Below are 19,850 nucleotides of genomic sequence, written 5' to 3' on the forward strand. Positions count from 1 at the left end.
CTACTGAAAGCGACGCACGAACGTCACTCCGGCATACAGGCTGCGACCTGCAGCAGGCTCGAAGTAGCGGCCGTTGCCCTCGTTCACGATCACCGAGCCGGCGTACACACGGTTTGCCACGTTGTCGATCCGCACAAACTCATTGATCTGCCACGCGCTTGAAGTCTGCTGAAACCTTGCGCCCAGATTGACAACGGTGTAGGCCGCAGCCGCTTCGGTATTCGTGTCGTTGGCAGTGACGTGACCCATGTGCCTGACATCCACCGTGTAGACGCCTGGTAACGTTTTTGGCTCCCACGCAAGCTGCATAAACAGCTGCCGCGCTGGAATGCCGGGTATGCGGTTTCCTGCGGGTATGGACAGCGTGGGGGTGGTGCAAGGGCTGGTTGCACACGTCTGAAAGCTGTCACTGTAAGTGGCATCCATTAGAGTGAGTGCAGACTTCATGCTGACACTGCCACCCAACTGGGCCTGCGCGGATATCTCCACACCCTGCCGCAGGCTGCGGCCCGCATTCTGGAATGTGGACCGCCCCCCGGTATTGGAAAGTACGGCTATTTCGTTGTCGGTACGGATGTCAAACGCCGTCGCATTCCATATCCCGTTGGCCTGGCGGCTCCGAAGGCCCACTTCGCTGTTGCGACTGCGGCTTGCCTGCAGCCGGCTGTTCAAGCCGCTAGCGCCCGATGCCTGGTAAGCCACTTCGTTCAGGGTTGGCGTCTCAAAGCCCAAGCCGGTGCTGGCATAGGCCTGAAGCGTGTCCGTCAGACGGTACCGCAGGCCCAGTACAGGCATCGTTCCAGAGTACTCGCTGGACCCGCTGTCATCGGGGTTGCCGGTGGCAACATAGTGGTCGGTTGAGGTCATGCGCACGCGAGACTGCCGCAGCCCCACAGTGGCCGTCCACGCCGTGCTTTCCCATTCGACCTGGGCATACGGGTCCAGCGTGCTTGCTGAGTTGCTCTCATCACGCCGCAGCCGCCCGGTAACCCCCAACTGACTCGGCGACGTGGGCAAGCCTGAGAAGTTGTCGAATCCGCGCCGCCATTCGTCTTGCCGGTCGGATGCAACACCGGCGGATGCAGTCAAGCGACCACTACTCCATTCGCGGTCTATGCGCCAACGGGCATTGATACCCCCATATCCCCGGTCCAGGTCGATCACCCCACCGGGGCTGGTGGCAGTACCCTGGGTCGCAGCTGGAATCGCCTGGTATTGGTTGATGGCGCGTCGTCCAACATAGCCCATGAACTCCAGCCGTTGTCCACTGCCCAAACGGTGTTCCCAAGCTGCGCCCACCTGGGTTTGGTCAAAGCCTTTGCGGGTATTGAATACGGTTGCCGCCGGCGTAGTCTGGTAGGCATTGGCCGCAAACTCTGGGCCTGAGAGGCCGAGTGGATCTTGCGCGATCCCGGTCTGTCGATTGGCGGAGACAATCAGCCGCCCCCTGTCATAGGGGTAGGACAGTTTGAGATAACCCGTGTCGCGCCGGGCGGCCGACTGTGGCCGCAGGCCATCGGTCGCAAAGTGCGATGCATCCAGTGCGTAGTCCAGGGTACCGACGGTGCCTTGTGCTTGGGTCGAGACCCGTCGCATACCGTCTGCTCCGCCCGCCATACCAGCCTGCACGCTGGCGGGCGCTTGCCCGTCTGCGGTGTACAGCGCAATCACTCCCCCGGCAGAACTGCCGTAGAGCGCCGCAAAGGGCCCCCGTACAACTTCTATGCGCTGTGCCATTCCCAATGGGAAGTTGGCGGCTTGGCCCTGACCATCGGGCGCGCTCGCGGGAATGCCATCGACAAACAGCCGTACGCCGCGCACACCAAAGGTGGAACGCGCACCGTAGCCGCGCACCGATATTTGCAAATCCTGGGCATAGTTTTGCCGGTTTTGGATAAGCAGGCCAGGCACGCGCCCCAGGCTTTCGGAGACATTGACCTGCATGTGACCGCTACGCACTTCATCCCCATCCACGGTGTCCACCGTGGATGGGGATAACCAGCGCCGCCGCCCGGGCGCCGCGCCGGTGATGACAACCGGTTGCAGAACACTGCCTTCGCTCACTGCAGGCGCCATGGCTTGCGCATACGCCAGGGTCGGCGCCAGATACCCCCCACCAAGGTAGCCCGCGAGTACTGCGACGCGTTTGAAGTTGTTCATTGGGTGTGCCGAATGGCCTGCACTGTACCGTTGACCATCGCATGGGGTATGTGGCGCAACGAACATATGTGCGCTGTGGCTTCGTGGGTACTTACCAGCGCTGCTGGTAACGCGCGATGGCTGCACAGTGGGTGTGGTGACGCACAGATGCACAACAACCCTTGCGTGACGATGGACTGTCCATCGGAGTCCTCATGCACCACAAATTTCTGAATGCATCCATTGCATTGCTATGGGCGGGCAGTCTGCTCGCGCAACCCAACACGCAGCCCCCCGCCAACACGATAGGCCCGAACCCGCAGCTGGCCAAGCCAAACAAGCAGACCATTCCCACTGTGCATATCGCGCCCGCCAAAGGCTGGCCGGAAGGGACACGACCCATTGCAGCCGCCGGACTGTCGGTAGCACCTCTGGCCACCGACCTCGAGCACCCGCGCTGGGTCTACGTGTTGCCCAACGGCGATGTTTTGGTGGCTGAGAGCAATGCACCACCCAAGCCCGAAGACGGCAAGGGCATCAAAGGCGCCATCATGGGTGCGGTGATGAAGCGCGCCGGTGCAACTGTGCCTAGCGCCAACCGCATCACGCTGCTGCGCGACGCAGATGGCGACGGCGTGGTCGAGCTGCGCACCACCTTTCTGCAAGGCTTGAATTCGCCCATCGGCATGGCGCTGGTCGGCGACCACTTCTATGTAGCCAACTCGGATGCCATCGTGCGCTTCCCCTATGTGGCGGGGCAGTCACAGATTACGGCTGCGCCGACCAAGGTGTTCGATCTGCCGGGCGGCCCTATCAACCACCATTGGACCAAGAACATCATCGCCAGTGCCGACGGCAGCAAGCTGTATGCGACGGTGGGCTCCAACAGCAACGTGGCCGAGAATGGTATGCCAGCCGAAGAAGGCCGTGCGGCCATCTGGGAGATTGACATTGCCAGCGGCAAGGGCCGACTCTTCGCCACCGGCCTGCGCAACCCCAACGGCATGGCCTGGGCCGGCGGCAAGCTTTGGACGGTTGTGAACGAGCGCGACGAGATAGGCAACGATCTGGTGCCCGACTACCTGACGTCCGTTGCCGACGGCGCGTTCTACGGTTGGCCCTACAGCTACTACGGCCCAAATGTCGACGTGCGTGTCAAACCGCCGGCACCCGAGCTGGTTGCCAAGGCCGTTAAGCCTGACTATTCTCTGGGCTCCCACGTCGCGCCACTGGGTCTGGCCGCATCCGAGGGCGCTGCCCTGCCTGCACCTTTCAATGTAGGCTTCTTTATTGGCCAACACGGCTCGTGGAACCGCAAGCCGCGCAGCGGCTACAACGTGGTGTTCGTGCCGTATGACGGCAAGGCGATGCCGACGGCGCAGCCCTTGGTCGTATTGAGTGGCTTTGTCAGCGCCGACGGGGATGCGTACGGCAGGCCTGTTGGGGTTGCCCTAGACAAGCGTGGAGGCCTGCTCGTCGCCGATGACGTTGGCAATGTCATTTGGCGGGTAACGGGTGCATCAGGCGCATCGCGCTAGGAGCGAAACATGAAAAACACAAGTCTTCTTTACTCCGCCCTTATTGGCGCGGTTGCCAGTGCCCGGTCCATGACCCCGATGGCTACCATCGCGGTGGCGCGCCTTTTGCACCGTCGCACACCGGGGCAGCTTGTCTTGCTGGACCGCCCACTGTTCAGGAACGGCGCGTTGGCCATGGGGGTTGGTGAATTGCTGGGCGACAAAATGAAGACCGCGCCTGACCGTACCGTCTCGCTGGGTCTGGTGGCGCGCGTCATGAGCGCCGGCATCGCAGGCGCTGCGTTGGCTCCCCGGGGTCGCGAGCAAGCGGGCGCATTGGTGGCCGTTGCGACCGCCGTACCACTTGCCTATGCGACGCTGGCAGGACGCAAACGCGCAATGGTGCGCATGGGGCAGACCCGTAGCGGCTTGATCGAGGATGCCCTGATCGTCGCCGCGGGTGTGGCGATCGTTGCGATGGCGGTCAGGCCTGAAGCGCTAGCGCCAAATCCGTAGCCTCCAATACTTTAGTTGACCGCGGACACTTGAATCGCACCGTTGTGCAGAAAGCAAGTCCAGTCAAACAGCGAAAGGTCGATAGGATTCGGCAGCCGGACATCGGCGAGGCTCGGCAGAGGCTTTGCCGCCGGGTCGTACGATCGATCAATTTGCGAGATGAGCACGAAGATTAGTCCTCGGTTTCGGGCAAAGGTCTTCAGGGAGCGGAGCTGCACGGCGCATCGCGCGCCGGACTTTCAGAGGCAAGTCGCGCGAAATGATGGCCTTGACCGCAGCGGAGTTCCGAATCACGTGCCAAGACGCCTGCGTAACGCTACAAAATGCATAGCGGCTTACGCTTGTAGGGAGAGGGCTGCAGCCCGATTCGTCTTATAACTCCGTGCGCAGCGACCAGATCTCCGGAAACAGCACCACATCCAGCATCTTGCGCAGGTAGCTCACACCACCCGTGCCCCCCGTGCCGCGCTTGAATCCGATAACACGCTCCACCGTGGTCACATGGCGGAAGCGCCACAGGCGGAAGGCGTCTTCCAGGTCGGTCAACTCTTCGCCCAGCTGGTACAGGTCCCAATGCGCCTTGGGGTCGCGGTAAACCTGCAGCCAGGCCTGCTCCACCTCCTTGCTCGCCACATACGGTTGGGACCAGTCGCGCTGTGTGTGGGAAGCCGGCACGGTGATGCCGCGGCGCGCCAGCAGGCACAACGACTCGTCGTACAGCGACGGCGCAACGTACGCGGCCTGTACCAGCGCCAAACGGTCCGGCGCGTGCTTGTGGGGCTGCAGCATGGCGGCGTTCTTGTTGCCCAGCGCAAATTCGATGCACCGGTACTGAAAGCTCTGGAACCCGCTGCTCTGGCCCAGGTAGGGCCGCATGGCGGAATACTCGGGCGGCGTCATCGTGCCCAGCACATCCCAGGCGTGGACGAGCTGCTCCATGATCTTGCTGACGCGGGCCAGCATCTTGAAGGCGGCGCCCAGTTCATCATTGGCAATGTTTTTGATCGCGGCGGTCAGCTCGTGCAGCATCAGCTTCATCCACAGTTCGCTGGTCTGGTGCTGGATGATGAACAGCATCTCGTCGTGCGTCGGTGACAGTAGTTTCTGCGCCGACAGGATGGTGTCGATGTTCAGGTAGTCGCCATAGCTCATGCTTTTGCTGAAGTCGAGCTGGGCTTTTTCTTCGGCAACTATTGTCTCGCCGGCCGATTGCGCGGCGGCATGCATGGGGCAGCCGGGGGGAGGGGTGTTGTTACTGCTCATATCAGGTAACGGCGTGCTGCTGGTTGAATGCAGGTTTCTTCCATTCCTCGGTCGCCAGCACCTGGCGCAGGTGCTCCACGGCATGCCATACATCCTCAAAGCCCACATAGAGCGGCGTAAAGCCAAAGCGCAGGATGTCTTTGTGGATGCCGCCATCCCCGGCGCGGAAGTCGCCAATCACGCCACGGGCGATCAGCGCCTGCACGATGGCGAACGCGCCGGAGCCCGACGCACCACCAGCCTGGTGTTCGCGCGTCAGGCAGACTTGCGAGCCGCGCTTGGCGTGCTCACGCGGGGTGGCAAAGCCCAGGCCGAAGCCTTGGCAGCGCTCTTCCACCAACTGCATGTACAGATCGGTCAGCGCCAGTGATTTGCTGCGCAGCGCCGCCATGCCGCCCAAGCCTTCAGCGGCCTTGAAGCCATCCAGCCCGCACTCCAACAACGACATGCTGACGATGGGTTGTGTGCCGCACAAGTAGCGCGTGATGCCGGCGGCGGGTTTGTAGTCTGCGGTGAACGCAAATGGCTTGGCATGGCCCCACCAGCCCGACAGCGGCTGCCAGAAGCGGTCCGCATGCTTGGGGTTGACCCACACAAAGGCGGGTGCGCCAGGGCCGCCGTTCAGATACTTGTAGCCGCAGCCAATCGAAAAATCCGCCTTGGCACCCGCGAGGTCCACCGGCACGGCACCCGCGCTGTGCGCCAGGTCCCACACGACCAGCGCGCCGGCTGCATGCGCAGCGGCCGTGACGCTAGCCATGTCGTGCATGGCCCCGGTGCGGTAGTTCACGTGGGTCAGCATCAGCACCGCCACGTCAGCAGTCAATGCGGTGCTAATCTCTTCGGGCTCCACCAGTTGCAACGTGTAGCCGCGCTCCTTGCACAGGCCTTCGGCAATGTAGAGGTCGGTGGGGAAGTTGCTGCGCTCACTGACCACCACGCGGCGCTGCGGCGCGTCTTGCTGGGTGATGGACAGTGCAGCAGACAGCACCTTGAACAGGTTGATGGACGTGGTATCGGTCGCCACCACTTCGTCCGGCCCGGCACCAATCAGCGGAGCGATCATATTGCCCAGGCGCTGTGGCAGGTCGAACCAGCCGGCGGTGTTCCAGGAGCGGATCAGACCCGTGCCCCATTCGGCGGTAATGACCTCGGCAGCACGGGCGGCCGCTGTCTTGGGCATGACGCCCAGTGAATTGCCGTCCAGGTAGATAAGGCCGGGTGGGATGGTGAACAGATCGCGCAGCCCGCGCAGGGGGTCCGCTGCGTCGCGCTGCTGGCAGTCTTGCAAAGTGGTCGTCATGGTGTTGGGTGTGTCGGGCACAGGTTGCGTGGGGAGAGAACGCAAAGTTAACACCGGGCAAAAAGCCGTGGTGTCGGTTATTTCCAACAGCCGAGAAATACTTTAGACCTAAACCATTGATCTGTCTGGTTCTCTGCCAAGCCGCCACAGCAGCGGTCGTCCTGCAGCGGTGCAAAGGCAGCCTAGACGTGCGCGCCGGTCAGTGGTTGCAGCAGCAAGCGCGGGGTTTCCAGGGGTACGCAGAGTTGGTGGGCGAAATCAGATGTCATCAATGTGTCCAAAGAATGCTATTGTTTTAGTAGCTGCTTACGCACGTCCCGTGTGGCCTACAAGTGTATTGGCGTATCAGGTGTGCGGATTGCGCAGCCGCGCTCTGTCACCCGGCACCGGCCCCGCGACGGCGGTAGCGTGCCGGGGATTCGCCCACCCAGCGCACAAACAGGCGGCTGAAAGATGCAGTGTCGGCGTAGCCCGCAGCTTCGGTGATGCGAGCGAGGCTCCAGCGCGTGGTGTGCAGCAATTGCTTGGCCTTTTCGACCCGCGCCTTTTGCAACAGTGCCAGCGGTGTGTGACCGGTTTCGGCTTTGACGCGCCGCATCAGTGTGCTGCTGCTGATGCAAAAAGCCTTGGCCATTCGCGCCAGTTGGAAGGGTTCGTGCAACCGCGCGCCCAACCACTGCACCGCCTGGTGTGCAAACGGCGTCCCCGGTGCGTCCATCAAGCGTGTGTCGACGAAAGGTGATTGGCTTGTGCGCTGGTCCGGCAACAAGCACACCCGTGCGGTCGCCGTGGCCACCGCGGCGCCCAGCGTGCGTTTGACCAGGTGGATGGCCAGGTCAAAGGCAGAGCTGACCGCGCCGGTGGTGGTGATACCGGCGTCTTCAAGCAACACCGAAGCGCTGTCTACCGTTACCGCGGGATAGCGCTGCGCCAGCGCCGGTGCAAACAGCCACGCAGTCGTGGCCTTGCGGCCGTCTAGCAGCCCCGCTTCGCCCAGCAGGAATGCGCCCACGCAAACCGACGCTACAGGCGTGCCGGCGGCAAAGGTTTTGCGTAGGAAGGTCAATTCGTGATTCAAGGGCTCCAGCGCCGCGTTCCAATCCACATGACGGCTGATCTCTAGGCCAGGAACGATGAGTAGATCGTAGTGGCCAACGGGTTTTTGCGTGGCAATGGTGTTGCCCCCGGCAATGGTGACTTGGCGTTTGCGCAGACCGATGACTTGGATGTCGAACGGCGCCGAAGCACCAGTACCGTCGTTTGTAGTTTGTGTACGGGCGATGTCAGCAGCCAGGCTCAGCACTTCTGCCAGGCCGAACACTTGTGTGCCCATGCAGCCCGCGTAGGCCAGCACGGCGATGCGCAGAGGGCTGGGGATCGTCTTGCGCGGTGTGGCAGCAGGTTTGATGATATTGACCATAATATTGCGAATATCCGCATGCTAACGCGAAACGTTTGGGGTCAACAATGCCTGCACTATGCACACACTCCAAATCACACGTATCCCCATATTGCCGTTCGGTATGGTCAATTGCCATCTGTTGACTGGCGCGCTCGGCTGCATCCTGGTCGATGCGGGCCTGCCCGGCTCAGAGCACAAGATCCACCGGGCTCTCAAGCAGCAAGGGTTGGAATGGCATGACATCCGGCTCATCGTCATTACCCACGCCCATGTGGACCACGCTGGCAGTGCCGCGCGCCTGCGCGCACTGTCGGGCGCTCCCATCGTTGCGCATGCCGGTGATCTGGACCACTACCAACAAAGGAAGCCGATGCAGTTTTGCGCCACGGGCTGGTTTGGCCGTCTTTTCCTGCGCATGGGTCTGATACTGCAGCCCTACACGCCTTTCACGCCGGACCTGTTGTTGCAAACCAATGAGACGCTGGACCTGTCCGACTATGGGCTCGATGGCCGGGTGCTACATACGCCCGGTCATACGGCGGGCTCGTTGTCGGTGCAGCTGACCAGTGGCGATGTGATGGTGGGTGACCTGCTGGCGTCGGGCATCTTGCTGGGTGGCATCGTGCGTACCGGGCAAGCCATACGCCCGCCGTTTGAAGACGACCCCCACGCCGTGGCCGATGCGTTGCAGGACATGGTGGATGCCGGCATGCAACGCTTTTATATGGGGCACGGCGGGCCGCTACCGGCGCAAGAGGTAAGGCGCCATGCCCAGGGGTTGCAAAAATTGCCATCTCGCCTAGTGCCGTCGTCTTGCTGCTAAGGTAAGACCCCTTTGATACTTCAGCGCTACCTTAGTAGTGCCTGTACGGCAAGAACTTGTCCGACAACACTACGTTGACCCAATCGCCCATGGCGGACGGACGGTGACGACACAACCGCCCAATGCAGTGGTCACATGACATCCTGTAAAGAGGCCACCGCGGCTGCCCAGTGTGGCAACCATGCAGTGGTCCGATGCGAGGGAGATAGCACGATCCCAACATCGATTGCCCGTCATTGCTTTAATAAGGCAACAACCTCTCCCGTAGAGCTTCTCTTGAGGTACAGCGTAGTGCCATTCATCCGGAACTCAGCACAACCAGAGGAAACCGGCCCCGGAACTCCATGCACACGCGGCCATCCTCGGTACGCCACGTTGCGCTATCGCGTTGGCCAGTGCTGATGTCGAAGAACATATGGCCCTAGGACTTGTACTCCATCCGCCATGTCACGCCATCGGACAACTTGGCTGTGAATACCTGCTCGGCCATTTGCTCGACCAGTTGGGCGGCATTGGGGGGTTGCGCGCCGTCCGGAAGGTCGACTGGAAACGCGTTGGGAATTTGACTGTGGGCGACGCCACAGCAAAGCGCGGTCACGATAGCGAGTTGTTCAACATGATGGACCCTTAGGACTTGGTTTTTAGAGACCCAGCTGCGTCTTCATAGCACTCCAAGCAATGGTGTTCAGCCGCTTCGGACTGCTTAGATTCACAGCAACGGATGGCTTATTTTCACGGGCTTGGTATACCCAGTTGCCTGCGACCAAGCTCGGCGCATCCTTGACCTCTACATACAGGCGGATTGTGGTCGCGACGGTTTCGGCATGGCCAGAAAAACGCATAACGCGCATGCCACCGACGGTGCTTATGGTGTAGGTTCCGGTCTGCGCCGCAACACAGTTGGAGGCCACCGTCTGCGCAGTGTTCAAGTCACAGTCGTAGAACTGCACCGTACCGGCGGTTGGGCTGGTGGTGCCGGTAAATGCCACGCGCAAGTTCTTGAGGTTGCCGCTGCTCAATCCCAAAGTAAGACTGCCGCCGGCAGTGGCTAGTGTGACGCCTGAACTGGGCTTTGCGGCGATCAATTCCTCCAACGTCGTAGCCTCCGATTGGGGACGTGCGTCGCCGCTGATGCTGTTGATGAAAATCGGCTGGGTTAGGTTTACGTTGGTGCGGGTGCGAATGGCAGCACCTGTCGGAAAAGTAGTGGAGCCCAGTGCCGCCAGCAACCCGGTTGTTGCCACCCCGTTGTTAATCGTATTGGTGGCAGAGTCGGGCTGTAGAGTGGTAACTACGCCGCCCATGGTCTGCCCGCCAATGTCGGATGACACCGTAAACCCCACCGAGCCCAGAGCGCCGCAGAAAGTGCTGCGGCTTGGAGTGCCGAGTGTGGCGGCAATGACAGCTGCGTCATCGCAGCGCACCCAGCCGCTGGCAGTTAGGTACGCCTGGTTGTACAGAAAACTTTTTGCAGTAGCCGCCCCACTTGTTTTACCAACGCGCGTATCCAGAAGAGACACCCCGGGCGCCCCGGCCACTTTTGCAACCACATCGAGGGTTCGGAACGAGTAATTGGAACTGTCAGTAAAGCTCAAACTTGCCAAGTCTCCGGGGGATGCGGTCACTGCACCGTTTTGATCGCCAACCTGTAGCACCAAACCGGCTTCCAACGCTGATGCGGTGATCTTGGCCATCAATCTGGCGTTATCTTGCACTTGGGCGCTGCTGGAGATGGGGTCGTCTTGGTAATCGTTGATCTTAGCTGCGGCAATGGCTAACTGCACCGCCACATTGGCGCGCGCCACGGCTTCTGTCATGCCAGCAGCTACCCCGGCAGTCACCAGCGTGGTCAGCGGGTTGATCTGACCACTGAGACCCGGCACCTGCTTCAGTACATAAGCCTTATTGGTACTTCCGACGGTTGGTGCCACCGCGTCGATCGTGGTAGCTGCGTCACTAGGCGCGCCAGGAACCATAGAAGCGATGAGCGATGCGGCTGCCACTTGTGCTGGCGTCACTACGGTAGTGTCGTAGGTGATGCTGTAGGCACCGTCTGAACCGGTCTTGGCCGACGTGGGCTCGTTCGCATCACAGACGTTGTTGACATTGAGGTCCATGCAAACCACCGCGTTTCGTATGGCCTGGTCGACCACCACCGTGCCTTTGATAGTGGTCTTGGTGTTGACAGGGGTGGTGGTAGGCGTACTGACGTCCGAAGATGATCCGCCACCGCAGCCCGCTATAGAAAGTAATGCCGCGTTGACCAGGGCCAAGGAAAGTTGTTTGGGTTGAAATTTCATGATTTCTCCGTTGAGTGACATACGCCGCATACCCGGCGAGGGCAACCGCACTGTCGTTGCACACCGCTCATCTGTAAATCACCAGGTTGAGCGATTCCCAAATGATCGTTTTCGTGATAGGAAAAAAATGAGACGGCCGACGCGGGGACCTTGGAGCGGCCCGTCGGTGCAAGCAGGCTTGGAGCAGCAAGAGCGTCAATGTATTGATCGCTGATGGTGAGCCGAAATTCCTGCGCAGGTTTTCCGAAGCCGTGCGGGCTGAGCCAGCTCTGCGACAGTGTGCGCGGTCGAACCGGTTGCCGCAGCACGGGCCCTCTTCGACTCCGACCGGGTGGATGTGGTACTGACCAACTTGGGCCTACCCGACGGCAATGGTGTGGAGGTCATCCTTCATGCCATTGCACGGCATCCGCAATGCGACGTGCTGGTGGTGACCGCATTTTGGTGACGACGGCAACGTCATCGACAGACGCCGCTGGCGCAACAGGCTACCTTATGAATGACGCCATGCATGAACACATCGTCACCTCCATCTTAGGGGGATCGGCGCCTTTAGGGGAAAGGTCTGTAGCCCGTTCGGGCAAAGCGCAGCGGGGTTAGGGCGGATGCCTAGATCGCAGGGGTGCTTTCCTTTAAGAGGCTTGGGAGTTTCACTTAGGCATGCCATGAATATGGGGTGTCGCGGTCTTGTGCGACGCCTGCTTTGGCCCTAACCTTGGGCAATATGAATATCGTCACCACCACCTGCCTTGACACCGGGCCCTCCATTTCGGTAGCGATGGTGGAAGACGAGGCTGGCACGCGCTCGCGGCTGGCGCGCGCACTCGAACAGGCGCCACGCTTGTGCCTGGCGTTCACGGCCACCACGGCGGGCGAGATGCTGGATTGGCTGCGCAACAACAGTGCGGACGTGCTGCTTGTCGACCTGGGCCTGCCCGACTGCTCGGGGCTGGAGGTAATTCGCCGCTGCCGCGTGCTGTCGCCGGGTACCGAGGTGATGGTCATCACCATGTTCGGCGACGAGGCTAGCATGATGAGTGCGTTCGAGGCGGGCGCGCGCGGCTACCTGCTCAAGGACGGCACCGAGGACGACCTAGCCCAGCATGTGATGAGCCTGCACGCTGGCGGCTCGCCCATGACGCCGATCATTGCGCGCCAGTTGTTGGCGCGCCTCTCGTGCGTGCCGACGCTGCCTGGCAAGGCCGAAAGCCCGAATGCGATGACGGGAAGAGAGCAGGACATCCTGGTCAAGCTCTCGCGCGGCTACACGTACACGGAGGTGGCCAACCTGCTGGAAATTGCGCCGTCCACCGTGCAATCCCATGTCAAGAACATCTACAGCAAACTGGCTGTCCACTCCAAGGCCGAAGCGATCTTCGAGGCTCGCCAGCTCGGCCTGCTTTGAATACGCTGCGGGCCGCTCGGAGATGAAACCCGCCACACTGATACGCGCTCTGGCCACATTGCTGCTCGCGTTGGCCGCCAATATGGCCTTGGCGGCCGAGACCCTGCGCATAGCCATCGCCTGCGAGCAGCCCGTCGGCGCGCGGCCCTGCACGCCGGGTGAAATCGCGTTGCCCTATCACTGGGACCTGAAGTACAGTGCTACCGACGGCTCGGCCCGTTTTGAGATGCACTTCCTGGCCGCCTCGGTGGCCCCGCCCCAGGGCTGGCGCGGCGGTGCCGCGCCAGCAGTGCTGCTGCCCCGCATCGGCAACGCCTTCGATATCGAACTCAACGGCAACCGCGTGTTCGCCGTGGGTGAACCCGGCACGCAGCGCCACGACACGGTCAAGCGCCCCTGGCTGGTCCATCTTCCGTCGGCCGAGATTCGGGCGGACAACGCACTGGTCATTACCATCCATGCCGCGCTCGGGCGCGCCGCGCAGCTGGCGCCGCCAACCGTGGGCCACTACGCCGAGCTGCTGCCGGCATTCGAGCGGCACCAGTTCTGGCGCGTGCAGATGACCGGCGCTTTGATGTGGATGGCGGCGGTGCTGAGCGTGATGAGCCTGGCAGTATGGACGGTGCAACGCGAAGGCGTGTTCCTGGCCTATGCCGTGGCCGAACTCGCCTGGGCTTGCCGCCTCTCGGAGATGTTCATGGTCGAGATGCCGCTGGATTGGCAGTTGTGGGGCGCCGGCGTTGTGCTGGCCTTCGCGACCTCGCAGTTGGCAATGTCCTGGTTCTTCCTCAAAGTTGTCGATCGCTGGCACGGCCGCATCCGCACCGGTTACTACGCCTACGTGGGCCTGTGGCTGCTGGTTGCGCCGATCGCGATCGGGCTGAAGCTGCGCGATCTGTGGGTGGGCTGGGTCTTGCTGGGCATGGTGGTATTTCTCGTCCTCGCCATCTACATCGGCTGGCGCGGCTTCAAGGACCGCCATGTGTGGCGCTGGCTGTTCGGCAGCTTCCTGGTGGCGGCGGTGGTGGCGGGCGCCCTCGACGTCCTGGAGTCGCCGGGCTCGATGTACATGCACCCAACCTGGACCCGCCTGGTCTGGGGCAGCTACAGCGTCGTGCTAGCGCTGCTGGTTGGGCGGCGCCTGCACAAGAGCCGTGCCGCCCTGCTGGCCAGCAATGCGGGGATGCGCGAAGCGCTTGAGCGGCAGGCGCGCGAACTGCGCGAGGCGCATGAGCACCAGGCCCGCGCCGACCTGGGCAACGCGATGCTTGCGGAGCGCCAACGCGTGATGCGTGACATGCACGATGGCCTGGGCGCCCATTTGTCGAGCATGTTCTCGCTAGTGTCGCGCGAGCCGCCGCCGCGCGACGAGCTGCAAGGCGAATTGAAAGCGGCGATGGAAGAGCTGCGCATGGTGGTCGACGCAATGACGCCGTTCGACGGAAATTTAGCCGTGATGCTGGGCAGCTTGCGGCCGCGGCTGGAGCGCCGCTTGGGATTGGCGCAGATCAGACTCGAATGGGCGGTTGACGAGCTGCCCGTCGCCGAGCACCTGACTCCGACGCAGATTCAGCACTTGCAGCGCCTTCTGCTGGAAGCTGCCACCAATGTGGCCAAACACTCGCAGGCGACCGTCGCGGTGTTGAGCGCGCGCGGCGCGCCCGGGGGCATCGAACTCGAGGTGCGGGACAACGGGAAGGGCTTTACCGCCGACGCGCGGTACGCGGGCAATGGTCTGGGCAATATGCGCTGGCGCGCCGCGGCGCTGGGCGCAACGCTGTCGATCAGCGGCGAGGGCGGCTCGACCTTGGTGCTTAGGTTGCCTGTGTAGCGGGACGGCGCGTGACGGCTAGAGCACCGACGCGATGGCCGCCACCATCACCAACATGGCCGCCCAGTCCTGCTAGCGCAGGATTTCGCACAGCCGGAGGGCGCCGCTGAATACGCCCAGTACCGGAATGAACATTACGCTCAGGGTCGAGGCCACGGGCGGCAGCGACCGGACCAGGTAGAACCAAGCCGCGTGGCGTGCCTAAAGAGCTTGGGTGGAAGAGCGCTCTGCTCCGTGTAACCAACCCCGCTGCGCGGGTTCTTCATTTACCTAGGCAGAACGCTCTGCCGCACAAACTTTTAAGGTGCGGTGCGTGCCACCAGCCATTCGCGGCGGAACAGCCATTGCTGCGGGTACCAGACGTTGTCCAGCGTGACCTCGCCCCCCTTGTGCCGGCTCTTCACATGCCAGCGTGACCCCAGCAGCGCGCAACGGGGCATGCAGCCCGGTTGAGTCTGTTCCATGCTGTCCTGCAGCCAGACCACGGCGTCAAACTGGCCCAACAAAAATTCCAGGCGTTCATCGGGCGGCAACTCGGGTTGGAATGCCCCGGTGCTGCGGCCCTCGGCGTCATAGGGCGTGATGCGGGCGCCGGGCAGCACGAAGCGAAAACGCTCAAACTGACCGGTAAAACCGTTGGGCACAGCCACACGCTGGTTGCGCATCTGCGTCTGCACGGCGGGGCTGTAGCCCAGCGCTACGCCACTGAGAGGTTGCACCATCAGGCCAAACGTGGCGTATACGGCAAGCACCACCACCAATACGGCTGGTTTGGTCCATTTCCTTATGAAGAATCCGGCGCCAGCCCCCGCCAGTCCACCGCAAGCCGCTAGCAAAGTAATAGCAACCCGGGGGCCGGTGGCAATATGCAATTCACCCATGACCCAGCTCACGCGGGCCAGCATCACCAGCGCCGGCACCAACAGGGCTAGCGTGATCCAGAACCAGGCCTTGCCCAAGCGGTCCCAGGCCAGCGCCGTGGCGATGGCGATCGCCGGCATGGCGGGAATCAGGTAGCGCTCCGAGCGCTGGCTGGGGATCGTGAAGACGACCAACCACACCACCGCCCAGGCCAGCAGCACGCGCAAAACCGGCGTCAGCTGCACATAGGTCTGGCGCTGGAAGGCGACCTTGAGCGCCGCCCAGCCCAAGCCCAGTACGGTGAAGAACAGCAGGCCGGCATTGACCGGGTAGGCCAGCAGCTGGGTCCACATGGGATAGGCGCCAAACAGCGCAGCGTGCCAGTAGCCCTGGGTGTTGGACATCTTGCCGGCGTTTTCGGCTACTACAAATTCCTGCCACACTGACGCCGGGTCCGGGTCCAGCAGAAACCACAGCGCAAAAATGCCCAGCGCCAGTGACGTGCTCCAGGCCAGGCCCAGCGTGGCGCGTATCGCCAGCGGCCGGGTGATGCGCGGCGCGCTGGCCAGCCAGGCGCACCAGACGGCTGCTGCCGCCGGCGCCACCAGCGCAAACGATTTGTATGCCGAGCCCAGACCCATCGCCACGCCCATCAGTGTGAAGACCAGCCAGTCCATACCACTGGACTTGTCACTGTCGGTGGCCACTGGACTGCGCAGGCGCAGCCACAGTACCCACCACATCGGCAGCGCCAGCCAGAAGGTCTCGGGGGCCGATGTCAGGTAGGCGCGCCCGTAGCGGAACGTGGAGAAAAATAGCAGGTACAGCACTGCGGCAATGCAGGCGGTACGCAGGCTGCCGCTGATGCGGCGGGTAAAGAAGGCCAGCAGCGCAGCCGTTGCAAAGGTATAGAGCACGCTGGGCAGGCGCAGTACGAACAGGTTCCAGTTGCGTCCCCAGTCGCCCGCGGCGATGGCCTGCCAGAACAGCAGCGGCGGCTTGGTGTTGCGGGTGTCAACGATCTCAGACTGCAGCGGCAGCCAATGGCCCGATTCGGCGGTCATGCGGGCGATGTGGATGTAGACCATCTCATCGCCATTGGTTGGCGCATAGGGGCTGTTCAGGCCATAGAAGTACAGCAGTGCGGCAACCCCAACCAGCGCCAGCCAGAGCCAGGGAATGGGATCGGGTCGGGGCTGCATGCCGCCGCGCCGGGCTGCCGCAAGCAAGGCTGCGCCCCTTCGGTAGGCAGCGACCCGCGCAGTGGCTGAGCGTTGGGGCAGCACGGCTATTCCTTATCGCGTTTAAAGGTCCAGCGGTCGTTGGCCAAAAAATTGCTGACGCTGGCCGCCAGAATGGAAATGATGTTGGCCACACGGTAGTCCATGGAGCCCGACAGCAGCAGCGTCAGCACATACTGCAGCCCGCTGCCAAAGGCCGACGCCGTGGCGTACTGGCCGAACTCCTTGGCCAGCAGGCGCGGGCTGACCGGGCCGGGGCTCTCTTCCTGCTCCAGCGTCTTGACGCGGTCCGACCAGGTCCATAGCCGGTTCCAGGTGAAGTTGTTCAGCGTGGCCAGTGCAATCGCCACGGCGAGCGAGATGTAGGGTTTTCTGTAGGTCGCTTCGATCGCGTTGAACAGGTATTCGTGGCCTATGTGCAGCATCGTCAGGTTGACGACGGTGCCACTGGCACCCACGATGCCGAACTTGATGTAGCGGTAGCGCTCCAGCATGCCCAGTGCCCACAGCACTGCGCGTTGCGGCGCCGTCGTGTTGCCGGCACCACTCATGCCGTGACTGCCGCGGGTTGGGTGCGCAAGAAGTTCAGCGCCTGGTCCAGCACCGGATCGGGCGCGATGCGCTTCAAGCACTGGTTGTCGCCATCGCAAAAGGTCAGGCGGTGGTTGTAGGCTGAAAGGCAGGGCGAACAGGCGATGCCGCTTTCCAGCACCATGTTGCGCGAACCCAGCGGGCCGTACAACTTGCCGGTCTCGGGGCCAAAGAACACCATGGTCTGGATAGGGGTCAGCGTCGCAAAGTGGCCGGGGCCGCCGTCGTTGGTGATCAGCAGGTCGGCGGCGTGGAACAGCATCAGCAGTTCACGGATGCTGCGGGTGTAGCCGGTCAGGTCAATACACGACTTGTTCTGAATCTTTGCGATCAAGTCCTTGGCCAATTGGGCATCGTCTTTCAGGCCGATCAGGCCTACCGCGAAGCCTGCCGTGCACAGGCCCTGCGCCACACGCGCATAGTGCTCGGCCGGCCAGGCCCGCTCGGGCAAGATGCCGCCACCGGCATACATGAGCACCAGTTTTTTGCCGGTGCGCACCGGGTGGTCGGTCTCCAGCTTGGCGCGGTAGGCGGTCAGCTCGTCGGGCGTGAACGCGACGGATAGTTCTGTATCGGTCGGCACGCGGCGAATGGGCGCGGCCTTGTTGCGCGGCATACTACCGGCCGAATCCAGCGCGTCCACCAGCGACAAAAACTGTTTGCTGATGTGCTGGTAGGGGTTGTATGGAATGGCGTGGTTGATGAAGCTGCCGCGGTACAAACCCTCTTGGGTATGCGGCGTATAGCCCACCCGCACCGGTGCGCCGGTGCTGAAGGACAGCAGGGCGCTGACACGCGAAAACAGTTCGCAGTCGATAACGGCATCCAGGCCCAGGCGGCGCATCGCGATGCTGATCTTGAAAATGTCGCCGACCAGTGCACCACCCGAGCTGTCGTCCAGGCTGTGCATGTACTCGGGTTTGGTCAACTGCAGCAGCTTGGAGACTTCCTGGTTTTTCTTCAACTGCAGGATGTGGATAGCCGCGTCCGGGTACAGCCTGCGCAGCTGCGCAAACATGGGGCCGGCCAGCACGATGCTGCCCATCTCGGACAGCAGGATCACCAGAATGTTCTTGGGCGCAATCGCCAGCTGGGGCGGTGCGCGGAACAGACCGGTGAACCACACCCAGGCCGACACAGCGCGACACAGAAGCTGGCCTACCCAGCGATCGATGAAGCGTTGTGTCTGCAGTTTCATGGGTGCTTGTCAGTGCCGCAAACGGCTTACTTGAGGCCGGCGGCAGCGCGCAGGATTTGCGCCTTGTCGGTTCGCTCCCACGTGAACTCGGGCTCTTCGCGGCCAAAGTGACCGTAGGCTGCGGTCTTTTCATATATGGGGCGCAGCAGGTCCAGCATCTGGATGATGCCCTTGGGGCGCAGGTCGAAGTGTTCGTTGACCAGTGCTGCGATTTTCTCGTCAGAGATCACGCCGGTGCCTTCGGTATAGACGGTTACGTTCATGGGCTTGGCCACACCAATCGCATACGCCACCTGGATCTGGCACTGGCGTGCCAGCCCGGCGGCCACGATGTTCTTGGCCACGTAGCGCGCAGCGTAGGCGGCCGAGCGGTCCACCTTGGAGGGGTCCTTGCCGGAGAAGGCGCCACCGCCGTGGGGGCAAGCGCCACCATAGGTGTCGACAATGATCTTGCGACCGGTCAGCCCGCAATCGCCTTGCGGGCCGCCGATGACGAAACGGCCTGTGGGGTTGATCAGGTACTTGGTGTCGTTTAGCCACTCTTTGGGCAGCACGGGCTTGATGATTTCTTCGATGATGGCTTCGGTGAACGAGGCCTTCATCTTGTGCATGGTCTCAGACTGGTCCGGGCTGTGCTGGGTGGACAGCACCACGGTGTCGATGCTGTGGGGCTTGCCATCTACATAACGCATCGTGACCTGGCTCTTGGCGTCCGGGCGCAGGAAGGGCAGGCGGCCGTCTTTGCGCAACTGGGCCTGGCGCTCCATCAAGCGGTGGGCGTAGTAGATGGGGGCTGGCATCAGCTCAGGCGTCTCGTTGCAGGCATAGCCAAACATCAGACCCTGGTCACCGGCGCCGGTGTTCAGGTGGTCATCGGACGCGTGGTCCACGCCCTGGGCGATGTCGTTGGATTGCTTGTCGTAGGCCACCAGCACTGCGCAGCCTTTGTAGTCAATGCCGTAATCCGTGTTGTCGTAGCCAATACGCTTGATGGTGTCGCGTGCTACCTGGATGTAGTCGACATGGGCGTTGGTGGTGATTTCACCGGCCAGCACGACCAGCCCGGTGTTGGTCAGGGTTTCGGCGGCCACGCGGGATTTAGGGTCCTGCTTGAAAATAGCGTCGAGGATCGCGTCGGAAATTTGATCGGCGACTTTGTCGGGGTGGCCTTCAGAAACAGACTCAGAGGTAAAGAGAAAATCGTTCGCCATGGTTGCTTGCTCCAAATAAACATCAAGTCGCGTTGCTTGGGCTTTGGGGCTTCGGCGAACGCTTTAGCAGAATTGTCGGTATTGACAAGGCACAATGGCAACCCAATCAAGAATCACCACCGTGTGCGTCGCCCTGCAAGTAGTTCCGTAACTCAGCGACGCAAACGATTTTAGCGTAGTCAGGACCCTTCCATTGGACGAATTGGCATCCCTTTCGCATTCAAGGATTTGGACTGCAGCGGCAGCTTG

The 19,850-nt window shown here is 62.1% G+C and carries 17 protein-coding genes and 1 pseudogene; 6 read left to right on the top strand and 12 right to left on the bottom strand.

All coding sequences use genetic code 11. From position 1 onward, the window contains the following. Positions 1-2,160 carry a TonB-dependent receptor family protein gene (locus AC097P_RS07070; protein ID WP_479609689.1) on the bottom strand — a complete coding sequence of 720 codons (2,160 nt, stop codon included), beginning with the start codon at positions 2,158-2,160 and terminating at the stop codon, positions 1-3. Positions 2,161-2,354: 194 nt separating this feature from the next. Between AC097P_RS07070 and AC097P_RS07075 the strand changes: the two genes are divergently transcribed. After that, entirely contained in the window at positions 2,355-3,677 is a 1,323-nt protein-coding gene (locus tag AC097P_RS07075; RefSeq protein WP_479609690.1) for a PQQ-dependent sugar dehydrogenase, read from the top strand. 9 nt (positions 3,678-3,686) lie between these two features. Next, positions 3,687-4,172 (top strand): hypothetical protein, encoded by a 486-nt coding sequence (locus AC097P_RS07080; RefSeq protein ID WP_479609691.1) that lies wholly within the window; start codon positions 3,687-3,689, stop codon positions 4,170-4,172. Between the two features lie 11 nt (positions 4,173-4,183). Here the strand turns inward: AC097P_RS07080 and AC097P_RS07085 are convergent, their stop codons facing one another. From AC097P_RS07085 to AC097P_RS07100, 4 genes are all read right to left on the bottom strand, one after another. Beyond that, entirely contained in the window at positions 4,184-4,339 is a 156-nt protein-coding gene (locus AC097P_RS07085) for a hypothetical protein (RefSeq protein ID WP_479609692.1), read from the bottom strand. Positions 4,340-4,544: 205 nt separating this feature from the next. Further along, a complete protein-coding gene (gene kynA, locus AC097P_RS07090; protein ID WP_479610420.1) occupies positions 4,545-5,399 on the bottom strand; it encodes a tryptophan 2,3-dioxygenase in 855 nt (284 codons plus the stop codon). A gap of 37 nt (positions 5,400-5,436) precedes the next feature. Beyond that, entirely contained in the window at positions 5,437-6,738 is a 1,302-nt protein-coding gene (kynU, locus tag AC097P_RS07095; protein ID WP_479609693.1) for a kynureninase, read from the bottom strand. Between the two features lie 376 nt (positions 6,739-7,114). Beyond that, on the bottom strand, positions 7,115-8,158 hold the full coding sequence (locus tag AC097P_RS07100) for a GlxA family transcriptional regulator (RefSeq protein ID WP_479609694.1): 1,044 nt from the start codon (positions 8,156-8,158) through the stop codon (positions 7,115-7,117). A gap of 58 nt (positions 8,159-8,216) precedes the next feature. Between AC097P_RS07100 and AC097P_RS07105 the strand changes: the two genes are divergently transcribed. Continuing rightward, on the top strand, positions 8,217-8,963 hold the full coding sequence (locus AC097P_RS07105) for an MBL fold metallo-hydrolase (RefSeq protein ID WP_479609695.1): 747 nt from the start codon (positions 8,217-8,219) through the stop codon (positions 8,961-8,963). 421 nt (positions 8,964-9,384) lie between these two features. Here AC097P_RS07105 and AC097P_RS07110 read toward each other — a convergent pair whose 3' ends face one another. After that, positions 9,385-9,561 carry a hypothetical protein gene (locus AC097P_RS07110; protein WP_479609696.1) on the bottom strand — a complete coding sequence of 59 codons (177 nt, stop codon included), beginning with the start codon at positions 9,559-9,561 and terminating at the stop codon, positions 9,385-9,387. A gap of 43 nt (positions 9,562-9,604) precedes the next feature. Then, positions 9,605-11,263: a hypothetical protein gene (locus tag AC097P_RS07115; RefSeq protein ID WP_479609697.1), complete on the bottom strand. Its 1,659-nt coding sequence runs from the start codon at positions 11,261-11,263 to the stop codon at positions 9,605-9,607. Between the two features lie 277 nt (positions 11,264-11,540). Here AC097P_RS07115 and AC097P_RS07120 point away from each other — a divergent pair, with 277 nt between their 5' ends. The 3 genes from AC097P_RS07120 (at position 11,541) to AC097P_RS07130 (ending at position 14,499) form a co-directional block, all read left to right on the top strand. Continuing rightward, positions 11,541-11,711 carry a response regulator gene (locus tag AC097P_RS07120; protein ID WP_479609698.1) on the top strand — a complete coding sequence of 57 codons (171 nt, stop codon included), beginning with the start codon at positions 11,541-11,543 and terminating at the stop codon, positions 11,709-11,711. Positions 11,712-11,966: 255 nt separating this feature from the next. After that, complete coding sequence (locus tag AC097P_RS07125; RefSeq protein WP_479609699.1) at positions 11,967-12,668, top strand: response regulator; 702 nt, start codon at positions 11,967-11,969, stop codon at positions 12,666-12,668. Between the two features lie 22 nt (positions 12,669-12,690). Next, positions 12,691-14,499 carry a sensor histidine kinase gene (locus AC097P_RS07130; RefSeq protein WP_479609700.1) on the top strand — a complete coding sequence of 603 codons (1,809 nt, stop codon included), beginning with the start codon at positions 12,691-12,693 and terminating at the stop codon, positions 14,497-14,499. 75 nt (positions 14,500-14,574) lie between these two features. On the opposite strand, the pseudogene AC097P_RS07135 reads toward AC097P_RS07130, so the two are convergent. The 5 genes and pseudogenes from AC097P_RS07135 to metK form a co-directional block, all read right to left on the bottom strand. Beyond that, positions 14,575-14,691 (bottom strand): annotated as a pseudogene (locus AC097P_RS07135) (EamA family transporter); the annotation flags it as partial. Positions 14,692-14,798: 107 nt separating this feature from the next. After that, positions 14,799-16,646, bottom strand: a complete 1,848-nt coding sequence (locus AC097P_RS07140; protein ID WP_479609701.1) for an ArnT family glycosyltransferase — start codon at positions 16,644-16,646, stop codon at positions 14,799-14,801. 2 nt (positions 16,647-16,648) lie between these two features. After that, the gene (locus AC097P_RS07145; protein WP_479609702.1) at positions 16,649-17,152 is read right to left on the bottom strand and encodes a GtrA family protein; all 504 of its coding nucleotides are present in this window, start codon (positions 17,150-17,152) and stop codon (positions 16,649-16,651) included. After that, positions 17,149-18,390 (bottom strand): glycosyltransferase family 9 protein, encoded by a 1,242-nt coding sequence (locus tag AC097P_RS07150; protein WP_479609703.1) that lies wholly within the window; start codon positions 18,388-18,390, stop codon positions 17,149-17,151. The genes AC097P_RS07145 and AC097P_RS07150 overlap by 4 nt, the downstream gene beginning before the upstream one ends. A gap of 26 nt (positions 18,391-18,416) precedes the next feature. Continuing rightward, entirely contained in the window at positions 18,417-19,601 is a 1,185-nt protein-coding gene (metK, locus tag AC097P_RS07155; RefSeq protein WP_479609704.1) for a methionine adenosyltransferase, read from the bottom strand. Positions 19,602-19,850: the final 249 nt, after the last annotated feature.

It is taken from the genome of Rhodoferax sp. ZS1R8 (assembly GCF_056521325.1).